The 24,488-nt window shown below is 67.3% G+C and carries 20 protein-coding genes; 10 read left to right on the forward strand and 10 right to left on the reverse strand.

Annotated features, from left to right (window positions below; genetic code table 11):
- Window position 1: 1 nt before the first annotated feature.
- Window positions 2-1,501, forward strand: a complete 1,500-nt coding sequence (locus tag GI374_RS14545) for an ABC transporter substrate-binding protein (protein ID WP_154337789.1) — start codon at window positions 2-4, stop codon at window positions 1,499-1,501.
- Between the two features lie 34 nt (window positions 1,502-1,535).
- On the opposite strand, the gene GI374_RS14550 is transcribed toward GI374_RS14545, so the two are convergent.
- From GI374_RS14550 to GI374_RS14585, 8 genes are all read right to left on the reverse strand, one after another.
- Window positions 1,536-2,966 (reverse strand): FAD-dependent oxidoreductase, encoded by a 1,431-nt coding sequence (locus GI374_RS14550; RefSeq protein ID WP_195759937.1) that lies wholly within the window; start codon window positions 2,964-2,966, stop codon window positions 1,536-1,538.
- Entirely contained in the window at window positions 2,963-3,262 is a 300-nt protein-coding gene (locus tag GI374_RS14555; RefSeq protein ID WP_195759938.1) for a (2Fe-2S)-binding protein, read from the reverse strand. Before GI374_RS14555 ends, GI374_RS14550 begins: the two co-directional genes overlap by 4 nt.
- Window position 3,263: 1 nt before the next feature.
- On the reverse strand, window positions 3,264-4,469 hold the full coding sequence (locus tag GI374_RS14560; protein WP_370515376.1) for an NAD(P)/FAD-dependent oxidoreductase: 1,206 nt from the start codon (window positions 4,467-4,469) through the stop codon (window positions 3,264-3,266).
- A gap of 66 nt (window positions 4,470-4,535) precedes the next feature.
- Complete coding sequence (locus tag GI374_RS14565) at window positions 4,536-5,516, reverse strand: MBL fold metallo-hydrolase (protein ID WP_370515377.1); 981 nt, start codon at window positions 5,514-5,516, stop codon at window positions 4,536-4,538.
- Window positions 5,517-5,541: 25 nt separating this feature from the next.
- Complete coding sequence (locus GI374_RS14570; RefSeq protein WP_154337793.1) at window positions 5,542-7,404, reverse strand: ABC transporter ATP-binding protein; 1,863 nt, start codon at window positions 7,402-7,404, stop codon at window positions 5,542-5,544.
- Window positions 7,401-8,546, reverse strand: coding sequence for a M14-type cytosolic carboxypeptidase (locus GI374_RS14575; RefSeq protein WP_195759940.1), 1,146 nt, complete (start codon window positions 8,544-8,546; stop codon window positions 7,401-7,403). Before GI374_RS14575 ends, GI374_RS14570 begins: the two co-directional genes overlap by 4 nt.
- 56 nt (window positions 8,547-8,602) lie before the next feature.
- Window positions 8,603-9,472 carry an ABC transporter permease gene (locus GI374_RS14580; RefSeq protein WP_370515378.1) on the reverse strand — a complete coding sequence of 290 codons (870 nt, stop codon included), beginning with the start codon at window positions 9,470-9,472 and terminating at the stop codon, window positions 8,603-8,605.
- Window positions 9,469-10,419: an ABC transporter permease gene (locus GI374_RS14585; RefSeq protein ID WP_154337795.1), complete on the reverse strand. Its 951-nt coding sequence runs from the start codon at window positions 10,417-10,419 to the stop codon at window positions 9,469-9,471. The genes GI374_RS14580 and GI374_RS14585 overlap by 4 nt, the downstream gene beginning before the upstream one ends.
- Window positions 10,420-10,612: 193 nt before the next feature.
- On the opposite strand from GI374_RS14585, the gene GI374_RS14590 reads away from it, so the two are divergent.
- From GI374_RS14590 to GI374_RS14615, 6 genes are all read left to right on the forward strand, one after another.
- Window positions 10,613-11,326 (forward strand): GntR family transcriptional regulator, encoded by a 714-nt coding sequence (locus tag GI374_RS14590; protein WP_195759941.1) that lies wholly within the window; start codon window positions 10,613-10,615, stop codon window positions 11,324-11,326.
- 52 nt (window positions 11,327-11,378) lie between these two features.
- On the forward strand, window positions 11,379-13,394 hold the full coding sequence (locus GI374_RS14595) for an alpha/beta hydrolase domain-containing protein (protein WP_154337797.1): 2,016 nt from the start codon (window positions 11,379-11,381) through the stop codon (window positions 13,392-13,394).
- Between the two features lie 984 nt (window positions 13,395-14,378).
- Window positions 14,379-14,906, forward strand: a complete 528-nt coding sequence (locus tag GI374_RS14600) for a hypothetical protein (RefSeq protein ID WP_154337798.1) — start codon at window positions 14,379-14,381, stop codon at window positions 14,904-14,906.
- Window positions 14,907-15,075: 169 nt separating this feature from the next.
- Window positions 15,076-16,020: a GIY-YIG nuclease family protein gene (locus GI374_RS14605; RefSeq protein ID WP_154337799.1), complete on the forward strand. Its 945-nt coding sequence runs from the start codon at window positions 15,076-15,078 to the stop codon at window positions 16,018-16,020.
- A gap of 164 nt (window positions 16,021-16,184) precedes the next feature.
- Window positions 16,185-18,344, forward strand: a complete 2,160-nt coding sequence (locus GI374_RS14610; protein ID WP_154337800.1) for an AAA family ATPase — start codon at window positions 16,185-16,187, stop codon at window positions 18,342-18,344.
- A gap of 152 nt (window positions 18,345-18,496) precedes the next feature.
- A complete protein-coding gene (locus GI374_RS14615) occupies window positions 18,497-19,408 on the forward strand; it encodes a helix-turn-helix transcriptional regulator (RefSeq protein WP_154337801.1) in 912 nt (303 codons plus the stop codon).
- A gap of 322 nt (window positions 19,409-19,730) precedes the next feature.
- Here the strand turns inward: GI374_RS14615 and GI374_RS14620 are convergent, their stop codons facing one another.
- Window positions 19,731-19,958 (reverse strand): AbrB/MazE/SpoVT family DNA-binding domain-containing protein, encoded by a 228-nt coding sequence (locus tag GI374_RS14620; RefSeq protein WP_154337802.1) that lies wholly within the window; start codon window positions 19,956-19,958, stop codon window positions 19,731-19,733.
- Window positions 19,959-20,417: 459 nt separating this feature from the next.
- Here GI374_RS14620 and GI374_RS14625 point away from each other — a divergent pair, with 459 nt between their 5' ends.
- Window positions 20,418-20,861, forward strand: a complete 444-nt coding sequence (locus tag GI374_RS14625; RefSeq protein ID WP_154337803.1) for a hypothetical protein — start codon at window positions 20,418-20,420, stop codon at window positions 20,859-20,861.
- 736 nt (window positions 20,862-21,597) lie between these two features.
- Here GI374_RS14625 and GI374_RS14630 read toward each other — a convergent pair.
- Window positions 21,598-22,593: a PAS domain S-box protein gene (locus GI374_RS14630; RefSeq protein ID WP_154337804.1), complete on the reverse strand. Its 996-nt coding sequence runs from the start codon at window positions 22,591-22,593 to the stop codon at window positions 21,598-21,600.
- Window positions 22,594-22,933: 340 nt separating this feature from the next.
- Between GI374_RS14630 and GI374_RS19325 the strand changes: the two genes are divergently transcribed.
- Complete coding sequence (locus tag GI374_RS19325) at window positions 22,934-23,464, forward strand: GAF domain-containing protein (protein ID WP_154337805.1); 531 nt, start codon at window positions 22,934-22,936, stop codon at window positions 23,462-23,464.
- Window positions 23,353-24,483: a PAS domain S-box protein gene (locus GI374_RS14640; protein WP_154337806.1), complete on the forward strand. Its 1,131-nt coding sequence runs from the start codon at window positions 23,353-23,355 to the stop codon at window positions 24,481-24,483. The genes GI374_RS19325 and GI374_RS14640 overlap by 112 nt, the downstream gene beginning before the upstream one ends.
- The last annotated feature ends 5 nt before the right edge of the window (window positions 24,484-24,488 follow it).

A 24,488-nucleotide genomic window follows, 5' to 3' on the forward strand; every position in this document is an offset into this window, starting at 1 on the left:
GATGCCTCTGACCAAAGCTGTTGCGGCTCTCCTCCTGAGCTGCTGCCTGTCGGCGGGCGCGGCAGGTGCCGCCGATCTGCGCATCGCGCTGGCAGACGACCCGGACGCGCTCGACCCGGTGTCGAACTCCGCCCAGACGGGGATCACCGTCCTCAACACCATGTGCGAGCGGCTGATGACCACCGACCCGCAGCTCAACGTCGTGCCCAGTCTGGCCGAGAGCTGGAGCTGGTCGGAGGACGGTCTCGCGCTGACGCTCAACCTCGTCCGCGATGCCAGTTTCCAGGACGGGACCCCGTTCGACTCGGCCGCGGTCAAGCGCAATATCGAGCGGGCGATGGTTCCCGGCACGCAGCGCTATTCGGACGTGTCGAGCATCTCGGCGATCGAAACCCCGGACCCGCATACGGTCGTGATCCGGGTGTCGGAGCCTGCGGCGCAGCTGGTGGGCAAGCTGGCCGAGCGAATCGGCATCATCCTGTCGCCCGCGGCGCTGGACCGCGAGGGCGACAACATCGGCCGGGCGCCGGTCTGCATCGGCCCCTACAAGTTCGTCAGCCGCGTGGCGCAGGACAACCTCGTCCTCGAGAAGGACCCGGAGTATCGGCTGGCCGACCAGTTCGCCTTCGACCGGATCATCTTCCGCATCATCCCCGACGACTCGGTCCGCTTCGCCAACCTGCAGTCGGGCGACGTGGATCTGGCCGAGAAGATCGACCCGGCGATGTATGAGACGATCGAAGGTGACGAGGGGCTGGACCTGATCCAGTCGAGCGCGCCCAACAACCAGGCGCTGATGTTCAACCTGGCCAACGAAGGCCCGCTCCAAGACGTGCGGGTCCGCCGCGCGCTCGAGCTGTCGCTGGACCGGCAGGCGATCGTGGATGTGGCGTTTGCGGGCCGGTACCTGGCGGCGAACCAGTTCGTCGATCCGGGCTCGCCCTTCTACAATGCCGACCATCCGATTCCCCCGCGCGACGTGGAGGCGGCGAAAGCCCTCCTCGCGGAGGCCGGGCATACCGCGCCGGTGCCGCTCCGCATCCTGGTGCCGAACCGGACCCTGCCGGTGCGGGTGGCCGAGATGCTGCAGCTGATGTCCAGCGAGGCCGGCTTCGACACGAAGCTGGACGTCGTCGATTTCGCCACCACCCTGCAGTTGACGGCGGACGGCGATTTCGAGTCCTGGGGACCGATCGGCCCGCAGTTCGCCAACGACCTCGACACGCTGGTGCAGCCCGTCCTGCACAGCACCGGCGGGCGCAACGTTGGGAAATACGACAACCCCGACCTCGACGCCGTCCTCGACGACACGCGCTCGGCCACCGACCCCGAGGCGCGCAAGGCGCTGTTCCAGAAGGCGGCGGCGATCGTGGCAGCGGACGTGCCGCTGATCTACCTCTACCATCAGGCGCCGATCTTCGGCTTCCGTTCGGACCTCGAGGGCCTGCACCTGACGGGCGACGGGTTCCTTGAGCTGAAGGGCGTGACGCTCGGGAGTTGATCGCTCGCCGGGGCGGCGGGTCACCTGCCGCCCCTCAGGCGTCGGGGAGCCGGAAGTGGCTGAGGGGCACCGGCTTGACCGGCGTGCGAACCCGCGGCGGCCCCACCTCCTCGAGGCTGCGGCCCGTCACCTCGGCGGTGATCTCGGCCAGGCTTCGGCCGCAATAGCGCGCCTGGCAAGCGCCCATTCCCGGCCGCGCCAGCAGCTTCACCGCGTCGCTGGTCCCGAGGAAGGGATTTCCGCCGAGCGTGGCCCCGATCTCCCCTCGGGTGGTGCCTTCGCAGCGGCAGATGATCGTGTCCGGCCCCTGCAGGCTGCGGAGCAGCCCCTCGGGCGGCGTCGACAGCTCCGCCAGAAGGGCGGCAAAACGGCGGCATTGAGCGGACGCACGGCGGGCGCGGCGCAGATCCGGGGCCGAGACGGTCAGGCCGAGATCGCCAAGAGCGGTCAGCGCGGCCAGCCTGCCCTCCGCGACCGCCGTATGCGCGCCGCCGATCCCGGCGATCTCTCCCGCAACATGGAGGGCGGGGACACTGGCGCGCATACCGTCATCATGGGCGACCACCCAGCCGCCCTGCCACGGAGCCCATCGCATCTCCGCCCCGGCCAGACGGGCGAGTTCCGCCGAAGCGGTGAAGCCGTAGCCGATCCCGACCGTATCGCAACCGACCCGCTCCTCGGCGCCTTCAGGCCGGCCGTCGCCGCTGATGCGCGACACGCGAGCGGTCTCGACTCCGTCCCGGCCTTGTGCGGCGACCACGGCCGAGCCGAACCGGATCGGCACCCCGGCGCGCAGCAGACGGCCGAGCGCAGCCGCGGCCTGCATGAGAAGCCGCGAGAAGCCCAGTCCCGTCAGAGGACGCCGCAACATGGCGAACACCCGCGACTTCCGCTGGCTGAAGATCACCGCCACCGGGGGTTTCCCGAAGGCCAGCATCTGGTCCGCCACGATCAGCAGCAGCGGATGCGAGCCTGCCAGCACCACCCGCTCGCCGGGCAGCACGCGCTGCGACTTCATGAAGGCCTGCACCGCCCCTGCCCCCATCACCCCCGGCAGGGTCCAGCCGGGGAACGGCACCGGCATGTCGTAGCATCCGGTGGCGAGGATCAGCCGTTCCGCGACGATCTCGTCGAGACCGGTACTGCTGGTAGTGGCGAGGCGGAAATGGTCGCTGCCGGACTGCCCCGGCGTCAGCAGGCCCCAGACCGAGGTGTCCGGCCGCCAGTCGATGCCCGTCAGGGCACGGGTTTCGTTGGCTGCCACGACCCCCTCGACGTAGCCGGCGCCAAACCGCTCCGCCCCGGCCGAAAACCCGCGCGGTGCCTGACGAAAGATTTGTCCGCCGGGAGCCTCCTGCTCGTCGATCACGACCGCTCGCGCGCCCGCTGCCGCGCATTCCCGCGCCGCGGCCAAGCCTCCGGGACCGGCCCCGACGATTGCAACCTGGTAGATCGCTTCGGTCACGCCTTTGCCCCCAGTCCGGTCGAGACGACCATCCCGGCCTCGACGGCGGTCACGCAGGCCCGAACCGTCAGCGGCTCCTCGCCCGGCCGGGCGACCTCGATCCGGCAGTCGAAACAGGTGCCCATGCCGCAATAGGGCGCCCGGCCGGAGCCGTCGGGCATGCGCCGGAACACCCGGACCCCGCGGGCGAGCATCATGCCAGCGAGGGATTCGCCCGCAACGGCGCTCACTGCCTCGCCGTCCAGGGTCAGCGTCACGCGCGCGGCGGCGGCGTCAGGTTCCACGAGCCGAGCCATCTCACGCCCCCATGAACATGTTGATGTGCCCGAATCGGTCGGGCGCGTAGATCGAGACATCCATCGAGGTCCGGCCGGCGTCGATCATCTCGGCCAGCAGCGCCGCATAGGTCAGGCCGAGCGTGAAGGCCGAGCCGCCCGTCGCGACGAAGAAGCCCGGCGCCTCGGGCATCTCGCCCAGCAATGGCAGCTGGTCGGCCGTCACCCCGACGATTCCGGTCCAGCTCCGCAGCAGGGTGCGTTGCGCAAGCGCGGGGACCACCGTCAGCGCGGCGGCGAGGTTGCCGCGAATGGACTCGAGCCGCGGCGCCGGGGGCCGCAGGGTGTCGAAAGCGCCCTCCGCGCGCTCGAACCGCGCTGACCAGCCGCCGCCGATCAGCAGGTTGCCTTCGCGCATCTGCTTCAGCGACAGCCGCCGGCCGACATGCTGGATCAGCAGCGGGATGAAGGGCACGGCGGCGTCGGTGGCGTTCATGCTGAGGGCGACCGGGAACACGGGCAGGTGCAGCCCGGCGAGGGCCGCGACCTCGCGCGACCACGCGCCGGCGGCGTTGACGACCGTGCGCGCGCGATCGATCCGGGCTCCTCCGTCGCCGGCCGGCCCGCTCTCGATCCGCCAGACCCCGCCATCCCGGCGCAGTCCGGTCACGGGCGACCAGGTGCGGATCTCGGCCCTAGCTCGCAGCGCGGCCCGCGCCAGGGCCGCGGTGATCAGCCGCGGATTGCCATGGCCCTCGACCGGGCAATGCGTGGCGGCGATCACCTTCGGCCCGAGATAGGGGGCCATGCTCCGCAGTTCGTCGCCATCGATGATGCGGGTCGGCAGGCCGCCCTCGCCCTCGAGCGCCAGCTTGCTCTCTAGCAGGGCGATCTGCTCGGCATTCTCCGCGACCATCAGGCCGCCGTGCTGTACGACATCGAGGTCGGTCTCGCCGAGCGCCTCGGTGATTCCGCCCCAGCGGGTGATCGCGTCCCGGATCAGCGGCAGGATCGTCGCCGCCTGCCGCGTCATCGCCTCGCCATGCGAGACCAGGCGCTGCTCGATCTGGAAGTGGAGGCTGCCGGCGTTCTGGCCGGAGGCCGCGCGGTTCAGCTCCTGCCGGTCAAGGACCAGCACGCGCGCGCCGCGCTGCGACAGGTAGAAGGCGGTGGCAACGCCGACAAGGCCGCCGCCGATGATGGCGGCATCCCAAGGTTGATCGGTCACGTCGCCTCCTGCAGCTTGCGTGCGGTCAGGCCGCTGGTTGCGCCCACGTCGATCCGGTGCACCTTCTCAGACCGACAGGACCATCCCGTCACGAGCAATCTCGACGCGGCCTTGGAAGTTCGCTGCGATGCGTCGCCGATATTCTTCGAACACATCCGACCGAACCGCCTCCTCGCCGTAATAGACCCGCGACATGCGCCGCGCCGCGGGCGCGGCGAGCAGCGGCGGGAGGTGGGTAGCGACCACGCATTTCACGCCCGCTGCAGCGGCGGATTCGCCAAGCCAGCTGGGCGTGGTGTGAGGATGGGTATGCTCCCTGCCGGCCTCGGCGAGGCTGGTCGAGCGGGTGAGCTTGCCGCCGGTGACGAGATCGGCATCGGGCTTTGCACATTCGTTCACCAGGATGTCGGCGCCCCGTGCCATCTCTTGCAGAGCAGGCGTCGGGTGGCAGTCGCCGGTCACCACGACCGCGCCATGCTCGCTGTCGATGCGGTAGGCGAGGCTCTTGACGCCGAACTTTTGGAAATGCGGCACCGCAACGGCGGTCACGCGCCAGCGGTCTGTCTCCGCGACCAGCCCTTCGCCTATATCCTCGGCGGTGAAGGGCGGCTCGGGCAGCGGGCGGCCGGGAACGTCGTCGGGCCAGGTGCCGGCAAGCCCGCGGGCGAACTCGACATCCGTATAGTGCCCGTCGAACACCATCGCCCGCGCCATGCGTGACGTGCCTTCCGGGCCCATGACTGGGAGGACCCGCTGGCGACTCGCCACCCAGTTCGAGATCATGAAGTAGCCGAAGCTGGCGATGTGGTCGAAATGCAAGTGGGTCAGGAACATCGCATCGACCTCGGTCGGGTCGATTCCCGCCCGAACCAGATTCTCCATCACCAGACGGCCGCAGTCGAACTGGAGCACTTCGCTGTCGACCAGGACCGCGGCAGACGCGCCGCCCCGGTCAGAATCGACGAGCGCTGAGCCTGAGCCCGTAATGACGAGATGCATCCCCCGACTTAGGGCACGATCTTCGTTGATCAGCGGCTTCGCCAGCACTCTTCCTCCGTTGGAACGCAGCGGCTCACTGCCGCATCACCAGATGGCCCGGCGCGACCTCGTCGTAGACGCGCTGCGGCGGGATGAAGTCGACCGACCGCAGGGGGGTCGCGAGCTCGCCAGAGGCCACGCCGCCGCGATGCGCGCGCTGCGCAGGATCGGGCACCGGCACCGCGTCGATCAGCCGGCGCGTATAAGGATGCTGCGGGTTGTCGAAGATCGCGGCGCGCGGTCCGATCTCGACGATTTCGCCCAGATACATGACCGCGACGCGGTGGCTGATCCGCTCGACCACGGCCATGTCATGGCTGATGAAGAGATAGGCCAGACCCATGCTCGCCTGCAGGTCCAGCATGAGGTTGACCACCTGCGCCTTGATCGACACATCGAGCGCCGAGACCGCCTCGTCGGCGATGATCAGCTTCGGTTCGAGCGCGAGCGCGCGGGCGATGCAGATGCGCTGCCGCTGGCCGCCGGAGAACTCGTGCGGATAGCGCGCGGCCATCTCGGGCGCGAGCCCGACGCGCCGCAACAGCTCCGCCACGCGCGTCCGCCGCTCGGCAGCGGTGCCGATCCGGTGCGAGACCAGCGGCTCCGCCACCGCGGCCCCGACCGTCAGCCGGGGGTTGAGGCTGGCGAAGGGGTCCTGGAAGATCATCTGCGCGACGCGGCGCATCTCGCGAAGCCGGTTGCGGCCAGCCCCGAGCACGTCGGTCCCGTCGAGACGCAGGGTTCCGCCGCTGGGCGTCGTCAGCCGCAGGATCGAACGGCCGGTGGTGGACTTGCCGCAGCCCGACTCGCCCACGAGCGACAGCGTCTCACCCGGCTGGATCGAGAACGAGACATTCTCCACTGCGTGGACGCGGTGCGTGGGTTTGCGGAACGGCCGCCCCGGCATTGTAAAGCGGGTGGTGAGGTTCTTGACCTCCAGCAGCGGCGCGGCCTCGCGATGTACGGTGTCCGGCATCTCGGGCGCGGGCTGGATGATGCCGGTCGCCGGCTCGACCAGAGGGAAGAACTGCGGCAATTCCTGCGCGCCCATCGCCCCCAGCACCGGCACCGCCGCCAGAAGCGCCCGCGTATAGGGCTGGCGCGGCGCCGCGAAGATCTGCGTCGTCGACCCCTCCTCGACCAGGTCGCCCCGCAGCATGACCACGGTGCGGTCCGCCATCTGCGCGACCACCCCCATGTCATGGGTGATGAAGAGGACCGACATGCCCTCCTCGTCCTGGAGGGACTTGATCAGGTCGAGGACCTGGCCCTGGACGGTCACGTCGAGCGCCGTGGTCGGCTCGTCGGCGATCAGCAGGCGCGGCTCGCAGGCGAGCGCCATCGCGATCATCACGCGCTGCCGCATCCCGCCCGACATCTCGTGCGGGTATTGCGCGAGGCGGGTGGCGGCGCCGGGAATCCGCACCTTGTCCAGCAGTTCCACGGCGCGCCGGTCCAGCTCCTTCGCCGACATCCGCGGGTCGAGGCGCAGCAGCGCCTCGCCGAGCTGGTCGCGGATGGTGAAGGCGGGGTTCAGCGAGGTCATCGGTTCCTGGAAGATCATCGCGATCTCCCGGCCGCGGACACGGCGCATCTCCTCACTGGAGAGCGTCGTCAGCTCGCGTCCGGCCAGCTGGACCGAGCCGCTGATCCGCGTGCCAGTGGGGTTCAGAAGCCGCATGATCGAGAGCGAGGTGACGCTCTTGCCGGAACCGCTCTCGCCCACGATGGCGACGGTCTCGCGCGGGCCGACGTCGAACGAGATGTTGCGGATGACCTCGGTCCAGCCGTCGTCGGTGAGAAACGACGTGGACAGGTTCCTGACCGACAGGACCGGATCGACCGCCGGGCGGTCGCCGGCCTCGCCAGCGGCAAAGGTGGCGAGCTGTGCGCTCATGGCTCCGACCTCCGTGCCGCCTCGGCGGCCATCGGCACAACCACGGCGCGGCCGAGCGCATGCGCGCGCTGCGGCGACCAGCCGGTTAGCGGATCGGGCCGCTCCTGCACGTCCTTGAAGGGTTGCTCGAGGAGGATGGAGAGGCTGTCGGGAAAGCGGTTGCCGATCCAGTTCCAGCCCATCGAGAGGTCGGCCTCGGCCGGGCAGCCGCCGGGATAGGCGCGGCCGGGGATGTAGTCGGGGTTGGCCTTGGCCCAGTTGCGCTCGAACAGCTCGAAGGGCTGGCGGCGGGCGGGCGTCCAGGCGGGCACGTTCTCGGACGCCCAGGCGAACACGTATTCGAGTTCGTTGTCGGCGTGGCAGTCGAGGCAGAAGTCCACACCGGTCCGCTCCATCGCGTCGCGCACCGCCGCCACCTCCGGCGCCGGGTTGTCCGCGCTCCACTCGCGGTTGAGGTTCAGCCCGTCCGCATTGGCGCGGGTGTGGCCCCGCATCCAGCCGTCCGGGTTGACGTTGGGCACCACCTGCAGGGTCGCCGCGGAAAGCAGCGCGCGGGCGTCGGCGTCAGGGGTCAGCAGGCGCTCGAGCATTCCCTCAAGGAAGAACGCGCCCTGCGTCTCGCTCGGATGCTGGCGGGCGATCACCCAGAAGTTCAGCGGCCCGCTGCCGAGGCGCAGCATCTCGATCCGGCGGCCCTCGGTGCTCTGCCCGATCGCCTCGCGCGTGACGCCCGGCGCAGCGGCGCAACGGTCGAGGAAGGCCGCCTCCCGTTCCGGCGGATAGGGCGCGAACTTCGCATAGTGCGTCACCTCGTGCCGGGGCACGTGCCAGAAGCGGAAGGCGCGGCCGTCGAAATGATGTGCGAGCCGGGTCCAGTTCTCGCCGTCGGCGCTGGCCACCGGCCCGGCGCCAAGCCACTGGTGCGCCTGGTTCTCACGGTTCGGCAGCCGCAGCTTGAGCGAGTCGGAGGCATTCTCGATCGTGAAGCGCCGCAGAACGCCCGCGGGCCCGGTGACGCGAAAATTATACCAGCACAGGAAGTCCGTCCCTGTGTCGGCAGGCACGCGCAACCGGATGTCGCCCGGATCGCTGGCGTCGACGACTTCGACCCGGCCCGTCGGAAAATCGGCCTCGATCTTCATGTCAGTTCCGTTCCTGTTGTCTGGCTGCATCATCAGCTCAGGCGACGCGGCGGCCGTCATGCCTTGACGTCCATTGCGTCCTGAAGGCCGTCGCCCAGCAGGTTGAAGCCGAGAACGGTCAGGAAGATCGCGAGGCCCGGCCAGATGGCGGTCCAGGGCGCGATCGACAGCGACGAGCTGGCCGCGTTCAGCATCGAGCCCCAGCTCGGCGCCGGCGGCTGCTGGCCGAGGCCGAGGAAGGCGAGGGCCGCCTCGGCGATGATCGCGGTGGCGATGGCGAGCGTCGCCTGAACCACGAGTTGAGGCGTGATGTTGATGAAGACATGCCTGGCGAGGATGGCGGCGTTGCCGGTGCCGATGGCATGTGACGCCTCGATATACTCCTCGACCTTTACCACCATCGTCTGCCCTCGCGCCACCCGCGCGAAGACCGGCGCGGTGGAGATGCCGATGGCGATCATGGCGTTGGTCAGGCTCGGGCCGAGGAAGGCCGCGAGCGCGATGGCCAGGATCAGGAAGGGGATCGCGAGGAACGCGTCGATGACCCGCATCGCGACCGTGTCCACCGCGCCGCCGACATAGCCCGCGATCATGCCGAAGGGCACGCCGATGACGAAGGCGATGGCGACCGAGATCACGCCCGCCATCAGCGAGGCGCGGGCGCCGTAGATCACGCGCGAAAACACGTCGCGCCCAAGCTCGTCGGTGCCGAACCAGTGCGCCGCCGAGGGCGGCTTACGGACCGCGGCCCAGTCGGCGGCCGTCGGCTCGTAGGGCGCAATCAGCGGCGCCGCGACGGCGATCAGGATGAAAGCCAGCACGATCGCCGCGCCGACCATCGCCGGCTTGTGCGCCATGAAGCGGCGCAGCACCCGCGACTTGATCCGGCGGCGGCGCGGCAGGGGGGCGGCGGAAACCTCTGTCACAGCGACCGGCTCCTCAGTTTGGGGTTGGCCCAGAAGTACAGAACGTCCGCCAGCAGGTTCAGCATGACGAAGACGAAGCCCGAGAGCAGCGTGACCGCCTGAACGGCCGAGTATTCCCGGTTGAAGACCGCATCCACGACCATCTTGCCGACGCCGGGGATGGAGAACACCTGCTCGGTCAGGACCGCCCCCGCCATCAGCGTGCCGAACTGCAGCGTGGCGAGCGTGATGATCGGCACCATCGCGTTGCGGAGGGCGTGCTTGGTGATCACGATCCGCTCGACCAGGCCCTTGGCGCGGGCGGTGCGGATGTAGTCCTGCTGCAAGACGGTCAGCATCGCGCTGCGGGTATGGCGCATCATCGCCGCGGCCAGCGCCGTGCCGAGGACCGTGGCCGGCATGATGATCGACTTCAGCCCGGCGACCGGGTCAACGAAGGGGCTGACGTAGCCGCCGGCGGGCAGCCAACCGAGAGTGACGGCGAACAGCAGGATCATCATGATCCCGAGCCAGAAGTTCGGCACCGAGATGCCGATCAGCGAGACGATCGTGACCAGATGGTCCCAGCCCCGGCCACGCCAGATCGCCGCCATGATCCCGGCCGGGATGCCGATCAGCAGCGAGATCGCCAGCGCGGCCGTCGCAAGCGTCAGCGTCACGGGAATCTTGGAAATCAGCATCGGGCCGATCTCCTCCCGCGTTCGGTAGGAAATGCCGAAGTCGCCCTGCAGCGCGTTGGTGATCCAGCGCAGATACTGCACCGGCAGCGGGTCGTCGAGGCCATGCTCGGCCCGGATGCGGGCGATGGTCTCGGCCGTCGCCTCGCCGCCGGCGATCACCAGCGCGGCGTCGCCCGGCAGCAGCATTTGCAGGCTGAACACCAGTATGGAGATGATAATGAGCGTCGGCACGGCTACCAGCAGCCGCATGGCCAGAAACCCCAGCATCCACCCCTCCCCGGCGCTGCACCATCCCCGCAGCGGTGATCACTGTCATGATCGCCGGCTGGACGATCTTTGACATATGATCACAAATATGATCGAATCAACCCTGTCGAGTCAACGGGCAAGTTGGGGCGGCCCGCCGCGGGCCGAAGATCTCCCCGGAATGCTTCCCGGTCGTGCAGCGAAGGGATATCGGGTGAACAGCGAAACCAACCGGCCGACGCTCATGCCGGACTTCGAGAGGGTCAGCACCGAAACCGTGCAGAGCCGGGTTCACGGCCGGCTGCGCGAGTTGCTGATGCTCGGCCGCTTCGCGCCGGGGCATCCGCTCAAAATCGCCGACCTCGCCGAGGCGATGGGCACCTCGGCGCAGCCGGTGCGCGAGAGCATCCGCCAGCTGGTGGCCGAACGCGCCCTCGAGGCCCTGCCCAACCGCAGCGCGCGCGTTCCGGGGATGACGCTCGAGCGGCTGGAGGACCTGCGCCGGGTCCGCTTGGCGATCGAGGGGCTGGCCGCCGAACTTGCGACCGAGCGCGCCACGGCGGAAGACATCGACGCCCTGCGGGCGCTGATGGCGGTCGGGATCGAGGCCGACAACTCGGGCGCCATCGACACCACCGTCCAGATGAACAAGCGGTTCCACTTTGCGCTCTACGCCATCGCCGGCTCGAGCACGCTGCTGCCCTTTATCGAGAGCCTGTGGCTGCAGATCGGGCCGATCATGCGGCAGTCGGCGGCGATCTTCGACGGCCGCGGCGGCCGCGGCAACGAGATGCACGCGCGCATGGTCGAAGGTCTGGACAGGCGCGACAAGGAGGCGGTCCGGGAGGCCCTGGCCGACGACATCAGCCGCAGCTTCAACCTGCTGGCGAAGGACCTCGCCCGGACCGCAGAGCGGCCTGCCGGGTAGTCTGGACCCGGGCCGCTCTCCTCCACCGCTCTCCGCAACAGGACGACCGCATATGGGCCAGCCCTCCGCCCCACGCATAGACATCCGTATCCACAGCGACGAAGCCTTCGCAGGCGGGCGCTCGTTCGACGAGACCGGCCCGTATCGGGTCCTGAACGGGCGCGTCCATCTGAGGATCGACGCCGATCAGATCGCCGCAGACGGGTTCTACGACCGTAACGCCATCCAGAGGGTCGGCGAAGGGCGGCTGGCCGCCAGCGGCGACATTTTCCTGCTGATGCCCGCCGGGCCGGGCCGCGGCAACGGGACGCTGCTGCATGAATTCGTGAACCGCGGGAACAAGCGCGCCTTGCAGTTCTTCAACAACGGGCTTCCGGGCAACCGGCCGCGGGCCGAAGCCGACGCCGGAAACGGCTGGCTCATGCAGCAGGGCTACACCCTCGCCGCGATCGCATGGCAGGGGGACGTCCTGCGCGGCGACCAGCGCCTGACGGCCGAACTGCCGGGCTTTATCGACGACCGCCCCACCCGCATCGCGGCCGAGTTCATCGTCGAGAACGAGACCACCCGCTTCCTGCCGCTCTCCACCAAGATCGGCACCCGCAGCTATCCCGCGGCATCCATGGACACGACCGCAGCGCGCCTGACCCGACGCCGCTACCAGGCCTCTGAGCGCGAAGAGATTTCGTCCGGCGCCTGGGCCTTCGAGCGCATCGACGGCGACCCGAGCGGCCTCGCCGCCGGCGACCTGATGGCGATGGAGCAGGCCATCGTGCCCTGCCGCCGGCACATCCACCTTTTGGACGGCTTCCGCCCCGGCTGGATCTACGAGCTCGAATACGACGCTTGCGATGCGCTGGCGCTGGACATGGGCTTTCTGCTGGTCTCGGAAACCGTGGCCTTCCTGCGCCACCACGAAGGCCCGGAGAACCCGCTGGCGGGGGCGGTCCGACATACCATCGGCTGGGGCCGGTCGCAGTCCGGACGCGCGATCCGGGATTTCATCTGGCGCGGGTTCAACACCGACCATCGCGGGCGGCGCGTGTTCGACGGCATGCTGCCGCATATCTCGGGCGCCGGCAAAACCAACATGAACCGCTTCAGCAACCTGGTCGTCGCCGCTTCCCGGCAGCACGAGGACCACCTCCACCCCTCGGATCTCTTTCCGTTCTCCTACGCCCGAACCCGCGACCACCTGTCCGGCGCGGAGGACGCGATCCTGCGTCGGCCGGCGACCGACCCGCTGGTGATCCACACGCAGACCTCGTCGGAATACTGGCACCGCCGTGGCTCGCTGGTGCACACCGACACGAGGGGCAACGACCTTCCGCAGCCTGACCGGGTCCGCATCTATCTCTGGTCAAGCTCGCAGCACTGGTCGGACACCCGGCCGGCGCGGCCGGTTCGCGGCGCGTGCCGGGACCACCAGAACAACATTGTCACCGATCCGTTCTTCCCCGGCACGTTGACCCTCATGCGTGACTGGATCGTCGACGACCGCGAACCGCCCCCCTCGCTGGTGCCGAGCCGCTCGGACGGCAGCCTGGTGACCGTCGCCGAGTATCGCGCCGCCTTTCCAGCGATCCCCGGCGTGATCCTGCCCGCCGAGGCCAATCGCCTGCGGCTGGTCGATTATGGACCGGCCTTCCCGGACGGCGGGGCACCGGTGTTGCCGCTTGGCGTCACCGGCGACGAATACGCCGTCCTCGTGCCCGCCCCCGACGCACTCGGCAACGATCTGCCCGGTCTGCACTCGCCTCTTGTAGCGGCACCTCTGGCGACCGCGACTGGCTGGAGCATGCGAACCCGGGGACACGGGCACGGAACGCTGTTTTCCTTCATGGGCACCCTGATTCCGCTACCCGAGACGGTCGAAGAGGCAGTGCTGACCGGCGACCCGAGGCCCGCAATCGTGGCGCTCTACCCAACCACAGAAATCTACAGTGCCGCTGTTCGTGCGGCCGCCGAGCAGCTGCTGAGCCAGCGTTTCGTCAACGAGGTGGGCTGTCGCAGGTTCATCGAGCTCGCAGACGGCTATGCTGGATCGCTGAACCTCCACCGCCTATGACGCGGCCGAGATACTCGGCAGGCTGCAATCCCGGTCGCTACGGCTCGCTACGTCCTGCATCGCACACGCACGGCTATCGGTGTGGCATACTGCCGACTGCGAACCTCCGCGGCGAGCGCCGTCCGGCCGACCTGAATTCCTGCAGCGGCGGCACATCGTGCGCCGGCAACGTCATAGAGCCTCTCCTGTCGGACATCTTGCCACACCGACTTTGATGATCTTCACCAGCCAGCCGGCTTAACCTGCTGTCCACGAAACCGGCAGCAGGCCAGCCAGGCTATGGAGCCCCTCGCCCCTCCAGCAATCAGTTCTTCTGACACCGCTGGAGCGCGAAACCGCCCTCGCCTGCCTGAGCGGGAGGCACTGCCGGCCGACTATCTCGCGGCGGCCTGGCAAGCCGGCGAGCCTCTCGTTGAAGGCTGTCCCGACCGCAGAGTGCTGTTCGCACTCAATCTTTATGGCCGCAATTCGCAAGATTTGTGGCGCGAAGACCGGAGACAGGCCGAAATTGAGTGGGCCCGCATCGATCGGTCGTATCAACACGATGTGACTGCTCCGCGGGAATGCAGCTGACCTCCGCAGCCTCCGGGTGAGGCGGTCTCAGGCCGAGTCCACTACCACTGCGAAAGTGCTGCTAAGGCGAGGCGACCGCACTGCATCCGGTCGGTCTCGCGACGCGTTAGCCACCGTTCCGCCTTACAGCCTCAAGGAAGTCTGCCATGACCCGTCGGATGACCTCTGGCCGGGTGGGAAGATCGTCGAGCGTCCGGCGATAGTCGTCGATCTCGCGGATCATCTCTCGAGACATCCGGATCGTTACGGGCTCAGTGTCAGCTACTGGTCGGCCCATCTTTTTTTGCATCGGCACGAAATTCCTCACCTGAGGGTTGACTTCACGCCTACACGGTAACAATATGGGCGAGCCGACGCAAGGCTTGCACCCCTCGCGCCGGCTCTGACCACCACGATCCTTGGGAGATCACGATGGCTAACGACATGCCTAACATGCCTCTGCACGCCGCTGAAGTGGCCGGCTTCACGACCCCGCTCGCGTCTTGCTTCTCCGCCTTGCTGACCGCCCTTGCGAACTTCGTCAGCGCCGAGAGCGACCTGTCTGATGTGGATTACTGGGATCCCGCCTTTTCGTGCTGGCGGCACGACGCCGAGTCTGCACAGGACAAGGTCGTCGACGCTCTGCGGAGCGTCCATGACGCCGGCGTGAAGCGGCCCGAAGATGTTCCGATGCGGCGGCTTGCCCTTCTCCTCGACGGCATGATGGGCTCCGACGATCGCCGCGACTTCGATCGCCTGCACCGGCTGACCTCTTCGAACGCCGCCCTGTTCCGGTGTGCTGGCAGCAGCACGACGGCGCGCCGGGCCGACAACATGCTGGTCGCTGGCCTTGCGCTCGTCGACGAACTCGCGGGACTCGATCTCTACCGCGGCTCCTCTCCCGAGGATGATCGGGCTGATCGCTCTCGCGGCGGCGAACTGCTGCCGGCGCCGACCTGAGCCTCGACGGCTGACGCGAGCGGCCCCGCACACCTTCGGGGGCTGGGTCGTCCCCGGCCAGCCCGAAGTTCCTCGCACCCGCAAATCCGAGCTGAGGGTCAGGTCGTCGCTGCCAGGACGGCAGCCCACCCTGCCCTCATGCTTTCACCCATTCCAGGGAGGCACGCGCATGCCCCACGCTCATGACAACAGCATTATCATTTCCGGCGAGGCTCTGCCGGTCATCGACATGCCGATCCACGACCACTGGCGCGAAGCGGCCGACAGGCGTGGCTTCGACATCACCGCGCGTGTCGCCGACCGCTACGCCCTCGCGCTCACCTGTCGCCAGTGCGGCAAGCTCTCGCGCACGCGGCTGTTCGTGCTGATGCACCATCAGCCCCGTTGCTCCCACTGCATCGAAGCGGCCTGGCGGCAGGAGGCGGCAGCGGCCGGTCTCACCTTCCAGCGCCGCGACCCGGCCAGCACCGCTTATGCTTGGTATCGCCTCCCGTGCGGGCATGACGCGCGGCGCCAGATCGGCCTGATTACGCGTGTCGCCGCAGGCGAGACCGGACTGCGCTGCGCGACGTGCCAAGAAGCCGTGGAGGCAGCCGAGGCCCGGGCCGTTGGGTGGGAACTCGTGGGCCCGGATCCGGCGGGTGACACGAACTATCGCGAATACCGGCATATCTCTTGTAGCCACCAGCAGCGGATCGCCCGCGGCAATGTCAAGAGCCAGCGCTTCGACTGCGCCGGATGCGGGGTCACGTGGACTGCAGCGCCGAGCTTCATCTACCTTTTCCGCGTGCTCCTGCCCAGCGGAATGCGGGTTCTGAAGCTGGGCTTTTCCAAGAACCCTAGGTCCCGCTTGCAGCATCAGCTGCTCGGCGATGGCGATCTCGCCTGCCATGTCCTGCGCGTCGTTGCGATGCCCAGCGGTCACGACGCGATCCGCACAGAGAAGGGCCTCCACACCAGCCTGCGTCGCCGCTTCCCCGACGCCGTCATTGACGCGAAGGACTTCGCCGGCGCGCTGACGGTCGTGACCGAGGTCTACGCCGAGTGGCTCGAAGCCGAGATTCAGCAGCTGCTCGATGGCATCGAAGATGACTCCGATGACGACGGCGCCTGAACGGGCAGCCTGGGGCCGGGGCGCGGCGGCATTGGTTCCTCGCGTCCCGGAGGTCTCCGGAACGGCGGAGGCCAGGCACGTCCCCCTTCAACTCCGCCGCCGTCGAACACTCCGCCCACCGGCACCTTACTGGTGGGCCCCCATCCAATCTGTGAGGCCGCCAGATGACCATGCCGCACTGGACCGATCTTGCCACAGAAGCCCTCGCTCGGATCCGCATGGCCGCGGATGGCGGCGCTGAGCCCCCCGACTCACCTGACTGGCTTGAGGAGGCTGACTGGATCCAGCCGAGGCAACTTGCGCCCTTGCGAACGCCCTCTGCAGGGGTGTCCGGCGACGAGCGCCGCCCCGGCAACGCCCTGCAGGGTGATGCCGTGCGGGCCGCAAACGATCACGTTCGGCCGGCGCCGCCGATGCCAATCGACCGGGTGCTCGTCCTGCTTCGGCTCTGCGCAGGTCTCGGCAGCGCCACAAGGCTGGATGCGATAATTCAGCCGCACGCGGTCACGGTTCTCGATCACGGCGACATCCCGCAGGAGTTGGTGCGCGAACTGCTGGTCGATGGGCTGCTGCCGGAGGGGGTTGTCACCACTTCGAAAAATCCCCTGCGGCCTCACGCCCCGGGCGACGGGCTGAACCTGTTCTCGCTCAGGACCGCGACCGAGCGTTACTATCGCGGTAGCACGGAAAGCCAGCTCACGGCGTTGCTGGGTCGCGCCAGCCCGGTGTTGCTGCTGGTCACCGATCCGGAAGACATCGCCGTCGAACTCCGCTCCGCTTTGCCCGCGGCGATCACTGTTCCGCCGGTGAACCAAGAAATCCTCCGATTCCTGCTCGGCATCACGCGCAACGGCGACGATCTGCCTGACGACCGCGACGAGTTCCTCCGCCTCCTTCCAGCTGATACTGATCTGGGAAAGTTGAGCGCGCCGGCACTCCTTCTGGCGCTGCGCGAACCCTCGACCGAAGCGGTCGTCGAGCGCCTCCGCGCCATGGTCTCGGCCGACGAATTGACCGATCGGAAGCAGGCTCGGCGCCCTACGCTCGACGACATCGAGGGGCTGGGGGAGGCCGAGAGAATGGCACGGCGTATGGTCGCCGACCTTCTCGCTTGGAAAGCGGGTGAGGTCGCGTGGTCGGAGCTCCAGCGGTCGCTACTGCTCTTTGGCCCGCCGGGAACCGGCAAGAGCTTTCTTGCGGCCGCGATGGCCAACAGCGCCGGCATCGCGCTGGTGCGGGGCAGCCTCGCTCAGTGGCAAGCGGCAGGGCACTTGGGCCGAATGCTCGCTGCCATGAGGTCCACCTTCAGGGAAGCGCAGGATTCGGCGCCAGCCGTCCTCGTGATCGACGAGATCGATTCTGTAGGCAGCCGCACCAGCGACGATCAGCACAATGAAGCCTACCGACGCCAAGTGATCAACGCAGTCTTGGAAGAGTTTGACGGCCTGAAGCAAACGGAGGGCGTGCTCGTGGTCGGCACATGCAACGCCCCTGAAACCATCGATCCTGCACTGCTGCGTCCTGGCCGGATGGATGCCATCGTCGAAGTGCCGCTTCCGGGCCGCGCCGCGCTCGCGCGGATGATGCGCGACGGTTATCCGGGGCAGATCTCCGATAGTGATCTCGCTCGCCTGGCGCGTGCGGCCTCGGGACACACCGCCGCCGCGATCGACGGCGGATTGCGCGGTGCGCGTGCTGCGGCCCGAGCAGAGCGGCGGCCGGTCCGACCCGACGACGTTCTGGAAGCGCTTGGGAACCGGCACGAGGCTGATGCCTCGATCTATCACCGAACTGCGATCCACGAATGCGGGCACGCGATTGTCGCGACCGCGCTGGGCGTCAGCCGCGTCATGCGGGTGGTCCTCGGGCCCGCAGGAGGGGAGACGTTGTCGGAACCCCGTCCCCGGAGCGGACTTCTCCGGGAGATCGAAGCAGACCTCGACCGCTGCATGGCAGGTCGGGCGGCGGAGCGGCTTGTCTGTGGCAACATATCCGCAGGTTCAGGCGGGCCTTCGAACTCGGATATCGCCGAGGCAACCCGCATTGCCGCGTCGATCGACATGCGCCAGGGACTGGGCGCTGAGGGCCCGCTGTGGCTGGGTCGCAACCTGGACGGCTACCTCGAGAGCGCGGAGCGCCGCGCGCGGGTTCGGGCGCGGATCGAGCAGGCGGAGGAACGGGCCTGCGTGGTCCTGCAGCGCAATCGCGCACTGCTCGAGGCGATGGCCGAGGCGCTGACCGCGGCCGGATCGCTCGAGGGCGAAGAACTCGAAACATGGACGCGGCAGGTGGACCCTGGCGACGGCGCCAATCCTCAGGAATGATGCCGATCGGCAAGCGGGTCGACAGGACGAATCCGCTCGCCCCGCCACCCGTGTATGCGCCTCAACACACACCGCCCTGGGTTGCACAGCCTCCGCGGCGCATGTAAGGGTTACTTGCCGAAAATGTAAGCATCCTTTTCCACGAGTTCTGCATGCCGCTTGAACGACTTATCGAGGATCGCATGCGGTTTCACGGCTTCAACAAAACATCTCTCGCCGAGAGAAGTGGGCTCTCGCGGCCGACACTGCGGCACATCATGAACGGAAGAGGCACCATTTCCAGTCTCGCCCAGGTGCTTCCACCCCTGGCCTGCACCTGGGCGTGGTGTCCGCCGGCAAGCACGCGTCCCGGTGCTGCGCTGGCCGAGTTACGTCGGCGACGCAGGCTGACGCAGGCCCAGGTTTCCGCCCGGCTGCTCTTGAGCCGACCTGTCATCATTGGCATCGAGAAGCACATGCGTGGGGAAGTGGCTTCGCTCCTAGGCTATACGAAACTTCTCGGAATGCCTGCTCCAATCGCCCCGATCAGTTCGAAGCGCCGGCTGATCCCCGCCTCCAACGCCCCGGAGCGAGACCGCGTCATGACTCCCCCTGCCTTGGCGCGGGCCATCTGCGGACACTTCGCGCCGCAGATGCACGGGCTGATCCTGGACCCTGCGAGAGGCGATGGCGCGTTCTACGACCATTTTCCCGGTCACCTCGCCAAAGACTGGTGCGAGATCACGGATGGAAGCGATTTCCTGGCCTGGAAAGGTCGAGCGGACTGGATCGTCACCAACCCGCCATGGTCCCGTCTGGCCGAATTCATGGTGCAAGCGATGAAAACTTCGGACAATATCATTTTCGTGGCGCCGCTCCCCAATCTGACCACAAAGGCCCGGCTCCGGTCAATCCACGAGGCCGGCTTCGGGATCGCCGAGTTGCTGCAGTTCGAAACGCCGCGGGAATGGCCGCAATCGGGATTTCAGCTCGTCGCGGCCTGGATCAGGCGAGGACACGCGGGAGCTTGCCAATTCACGAGCCTCGAGGCCAGCGCCTCGAACTCGTGGCTACGCGCCGCCTGACATGGAGGATCGACGTGCATCCGGCGTCACGTCCTCGACGGGGCTCAGGGTGGTCTATCATTTTCGGCCCTGAGCTGTGGTTTATGACGTCGCAAGCGCTGCATCGCACCTACCCCGAACCGGTCGTTCAGGCACTTCCAGCGAGACAGGCTACGTGATGCCGGCGGCGGACGAAGCTATCGGTCAGGTCGTGCCTCATTCCCAATCGAATAAGGGGATAAAGGAGCCCCCGATCCGCCCTCCCGAGGCGAGCACAGTTGCGGTCCGGTCAGCCTCGGGTCCCTCGTCCAGCAGGTAGAGAATGACGTTCGTATCGAGGAAATTAACGGGCATTCGCGTCGTTTCGGGTCAATCTCTGCGAAGCAGGCAGGCGCCCCCGGAGGCTGCGCAGACGCTCCAGCACCTCTTCCGCGGAAGGTTCGCGTCGGACCGCAAGGCCCCTCTCCGCCGCCACCAGTTCGATCTTGTCGCCCTCCTTCAATCCTAACGTCCGCACCAGTTCTGAAGGCAGCCTCACCGCGAGCGAGTTTCCCCATTTCGACACTTGCATGGCATAATCTCCGATCAGCGTATCCTTGGCTCTATATGTATATCATTGCGCCCTGCCCCAAGCTGACCAGATAATGCGCTGGCCACCCAGAGGCGCATCCCGAGGCTCGTCCTAGCCTAATGAACTTGCTTTCGGGCTTCCAGGATGAGCCTGCCGGAAGCGGTGCCCGCAGTCACTTCCGTGGTTACTCCGGAGTCCTCAGGCAGCAAGTCTCCGCGCCCGGTGACCGAAATACACCTAACTCGATCAAGCCTCAAGGATCGAGTCGCAGCTGCCTCCCGGTCATCGTGCACCTGGCGGCCTTGGACCGGCCCTGCAGCCAGCCAGAATGCCGGCTCGGCCGTGCTCCCGTTTCAGTCCTTGGCTCCGAATCCTGGCCGCGCCGAAGATACTGATTTCCTGGCACTCGGTGCTTGAGGCCGATCCCGCCTTAGGACATTCTGTCTGCACCTCTCGGAGATGACGATGATCCGCAGAAGCGCAGAGACGCTGAATGTTCATCGGCGAAACGCCTCCGGCCGACGCGCTCTGCGCTCGGATGCCCTGGGCCGTGACTGCACTACGTATTTCATCGACCCTTCCCGCAATCTTGACCCCGATCAACGCGACCGGGCGCGGAAGCTGATCAGGGCCAAGATGGCTGAGCGGGTCGCCGCGGCCAAGGTAGCGATCGATCAGACCCACCGGCGCCGAGCTGCCACGACGCGCGGCGAGCGTGAGGCGATCGCGATCCTGGACCGGGTGCGGGCTTGGGCTGGAGGCGATTATCACGCTCTCGAATGGTATCAATCGATGCCCATCGCGGCGCTGGGCTGCCGAACCGGAGAGGCTCTCGTCGAGGCCGACGAGAGCGCTGCTCTCAACGACTACCTCGATCGCCTGGCTCTGGGAGCCTACGCGTGACCTGCAGGCTGTTGCGGTCCCTCCGCTTGATCTCCGGCCAAGTTCTTGGCCCGTCCACACTACCTGATCCACCGGGCATAGCCGAGCGCGCCCATGATCGTGACGTCGAGCCTGGCGGCCAGCTCCCTCAGCCGCGCAGCGGTGACTACGGCGAGCGGAATGCCCTCCGCCGCGCTCACGGGCAGTCAGGGCGTCGCGCTCGACTGGCAGCAGCACTGCGTCGGTGGCCGCGGGTTCGACCACAATGCGTCCGCCGGCTGCAACGCTCGCCGCGCCGACTTGCCCGGTAAGGTGAATGGGTTGCCGCGCCATGATCGGCCCCTATCGGACGGTCGACTACGTTGCCTTGCGGCAGTGCGGCTTCTCCAAACCGGCCGTTCATGTTTGCCGCAGCACACCAGAACAGCCGATCTCCGCAGCAAGTGAAACGATCGCGCGCCAGCGAGAGCAATGCTGGCCCCCCTGTCCAGAACGGGCGGAGCGTTCGCGCCGCTCGAGCGCGCATCTGGACAGGGCTGAAAGCCCGCGCCGATTCCATCGGAGATGCCGCCGCTCGCTTCTGTCGAGCCCGCACATTAGTAAAAAGGGCGGTTCAATGAGTTCGAAAAGGGTACTTTCCCGACCACCGGCCCGGAACCCGTGCGGACATCATCGATGGCGTCGCGCGCGAGATCATCGCAGCTGTTTCCCGAGCCCCCTCAAGCCCGGCACACGGCCGACAGGCGCTTACCGCGCCTCATCCATCCGCCGTCACGCGGCGGTAGCTGAGGTCGAGCCGGATGCGCATTCCGTCTGCCGCGAAGGTTCTCTCGAGCGTGCCGTCCATCTGGTCCCTCAGAGCGACCTCACACATCGCGGTTCCGAAACCCTGGCCCTGCACGGCCTGCTCCGAGGTCCGCTTGAAGCTCTCGGTCCAGTTGATGATCAGCCGGTGCCCCAAACGATCGCTGGTGATCGAGAGGCGACCGTCGCCTGATGCTAACGTGCCATATTTCACGGAGTTCGTGCAGAGTTCGTAGAAGACCAGTGCCAGCGGCGTGACTGCCGAACGGCTTACGATGATATCGTCGACCTTCACGCCCGCCGGAATTGATCCCGCGAACGGCTGCAGGATCGATTCGAGAAGCGCTTTCAGAGGCCTTTCCCCTGATGCCCTTGCCCCCTCAGCGATCGCAGGCGCTGCCATAGAATGTGCCGACGCCAGGGCAAGAAGGCGCCCGCGCATGAGGCCCACGAACTCGTCAACACTGGAAGACTGATCCGCGCAAAGCCTGAGGAGACCGCTGGCGATCGCGAAGCTGTTGCCAACGCGGTGCTTCATTTCCGACAGCAGTAGGCGCTGCTGCTCGGCCGCACGGTGCTGGTCGGTGATGTCCCGGGCGATCTTCGACGCGCCGACGACTTCCCCGTCCCTGTCCCGGATCGGCGAAATGGTCACTGAAATCGGGAACAGCTCGCCGTTCTTCTTTTTTCGCAGCGTCTCGAAATGCTGGATGCGTTCGCCCCGGCGCAGACGCTCGATGAAGTCCACCTCTTCATGCTGGCGGTCTTCCGGGATAACAATGGTGATCGGCTTGCCCAGGACCTCCACTGCCGCATAGCCGAAGATGCGTTCGGCTGCGGGGTTCCAGCTGAGGATTATGCTGTTGAGATCCTTCGCCACGATCGCATCATCCGAGCCTTCGATGATGGCTGAGAAATGCTGCTGCAGGTTTTCGTCCAGGACCGACATGGAAAACTTCCCAGTGAGGACCGCCTCAAAAGGGCGGCCCTACGTTGATGGAGGTAACAGAGGCATCCATGGACAAGACAGATGGGCTGGCACACCGTTCGAGAAGGACCGACACATCGCCCGCAGCGCAAGGAAATTCGGGCGGAGCTTCCAGCAGCACGTCATGCTCACGCGCCTGGCGTTCCTCCGTCAGATCAATGGCGTCGCCTGAGCTATCTGCTGGGCCGGGGCGACGCAAGCTTCCACAAGCCTCGGGTCTCTGACATTTGTGAAACCAGTTAGCCCGTCCGGCTGTTGTCCCCGATGCAGCCGGAAGCGGCCTGAGAGGCGACGACTTCACATGCCGCACCGCGATCTTCTGGAAACCATGCTCAAGCGACAGGAGGTGCTTGCGGATTTCGCCGATCTGGCGCTGCAGTCCGAGGATCTCGACGAGGTGCTGCAGGAAGCCTGCCGGCTGGTGGCCAAGGCGATGGGCACCGAGCGCGCCAAGGTGCTGGAGATGGAGGCGGGCGATGAAAGCCTCCTGGTGCGGGCCGGAGTGGGCTGGGCTGCGGGTGTCGTCGGGCATGTGCGCCTTCCGATGGACGAGCATTCCTCGGAAGCCTTCGCAATCAACGCAGGCGAGCCGGTTATCACCCCGGACATCGCCCATGAGGAGCGCTTCGATGTTCCGCGCTTCATGAAGGACGCCAGCATCGTGGCGCTGGTGAACGTGCCGATCTTTCTCCCCCGCCAGCGGCCTATGGGCTCCTGCAGGTGGACGACACCCGGCCGAGGGATTTCGACCAGCACGACAGTGCGTTCCTGCGCACCTATGCCGGCATCCTGGGGCCCATCGTTGATCGACTGCTCAAGCTTGGGGACCTGAGGTCCACCGAGGAGCGCTTTCGCCTCACCGTCGAGGCGGCCACGGACTATGCCATCTTCGTCACTGACGTCGAGGACCGGATCACTGACTGGCTTCCCGGCGCCGCCGCCGTCTTCGGCTGGAGCGCCGAGGAAGCACAGGGGCAGAGTGCGGCCATGCTGTTCACGCCCGAGGACCGGGCCGCGGGCGTACCCGAATGGGAGGTGGAGACCGCACTGCGGGACGGGAGCGCACCCGATGTGCGCTGGCACCTGTGCAAGGATGGCTCGCGCGTCTTCATCGAAGGGACGCGGCGCAGCCTCAACAAGATCGCGGGGAACGGCTTCCTGAAGATCGGCCAGGACGTGACCGAAGGGCGTCTGACGGAGGAGCGGCTGCGGGCAGGCGAGGAACGCCTGCGCCTGTTGAGCGAACTGGTGCCGGCGCTGCTCTGGCAGACGGATGGCAACGGGGATGGGGTGACGTTCAATGCCCGCGCGCTGGACTACCTTGGACGGTCTGCGGAGCAGGTGCAGGCGGGCGACTGGCTCGCGGGGGTCCATCCCGAAGACCAGGGAGCGGCCGAGCGCGTCTGGGGCCGGCCGGCCGGCGGCAACGGCACAGCGCCCCCTAGGAAGGCTGTCGCTACCGGATCCTTGCTCTCGACCGGACAGCCACTGCAAGCCGTATTGTCGAGGGCGGCCCGCCTTGTGCCGGGCTGGTCCAGAGATCTGCGAACGCGGAAAGTTCAGCGCTGGACCAAGGAAATCAGAGAACTTCATGCCACACCATCCTGGCGGCACCGGACTCATGCCGGGCGCTGGCGGTCCGCTCACCGAATCTTCATGCACCATTGTGCTTGCCGCTTTTCGCCGCTGCGGATGCCGAATATTCTGGGACAGGTGTTAGACATCAAGGTGGCGGAGCCCCGATGGACAACTTCGCGTTCGACGTGGCCGGGTCTGCGGCGTGGCGCCGCGATGTGGACGCGCGTCTGGCCGAGATCGCCGCCGGTTTCGGGCTCCGGTCTCCGTCTCTAGGACAG

The sequence above is a fragment of the Paracoccus sp. S-4012 genome, from assembly GCF_009674885.1.
In the GTDB taxonomy this organism is placed as follows: Bacteria; Pseudomonadota; Alphaproteobacteria; order Rhodobacterales; family Rhodobacteraceae; genus Paracoccus.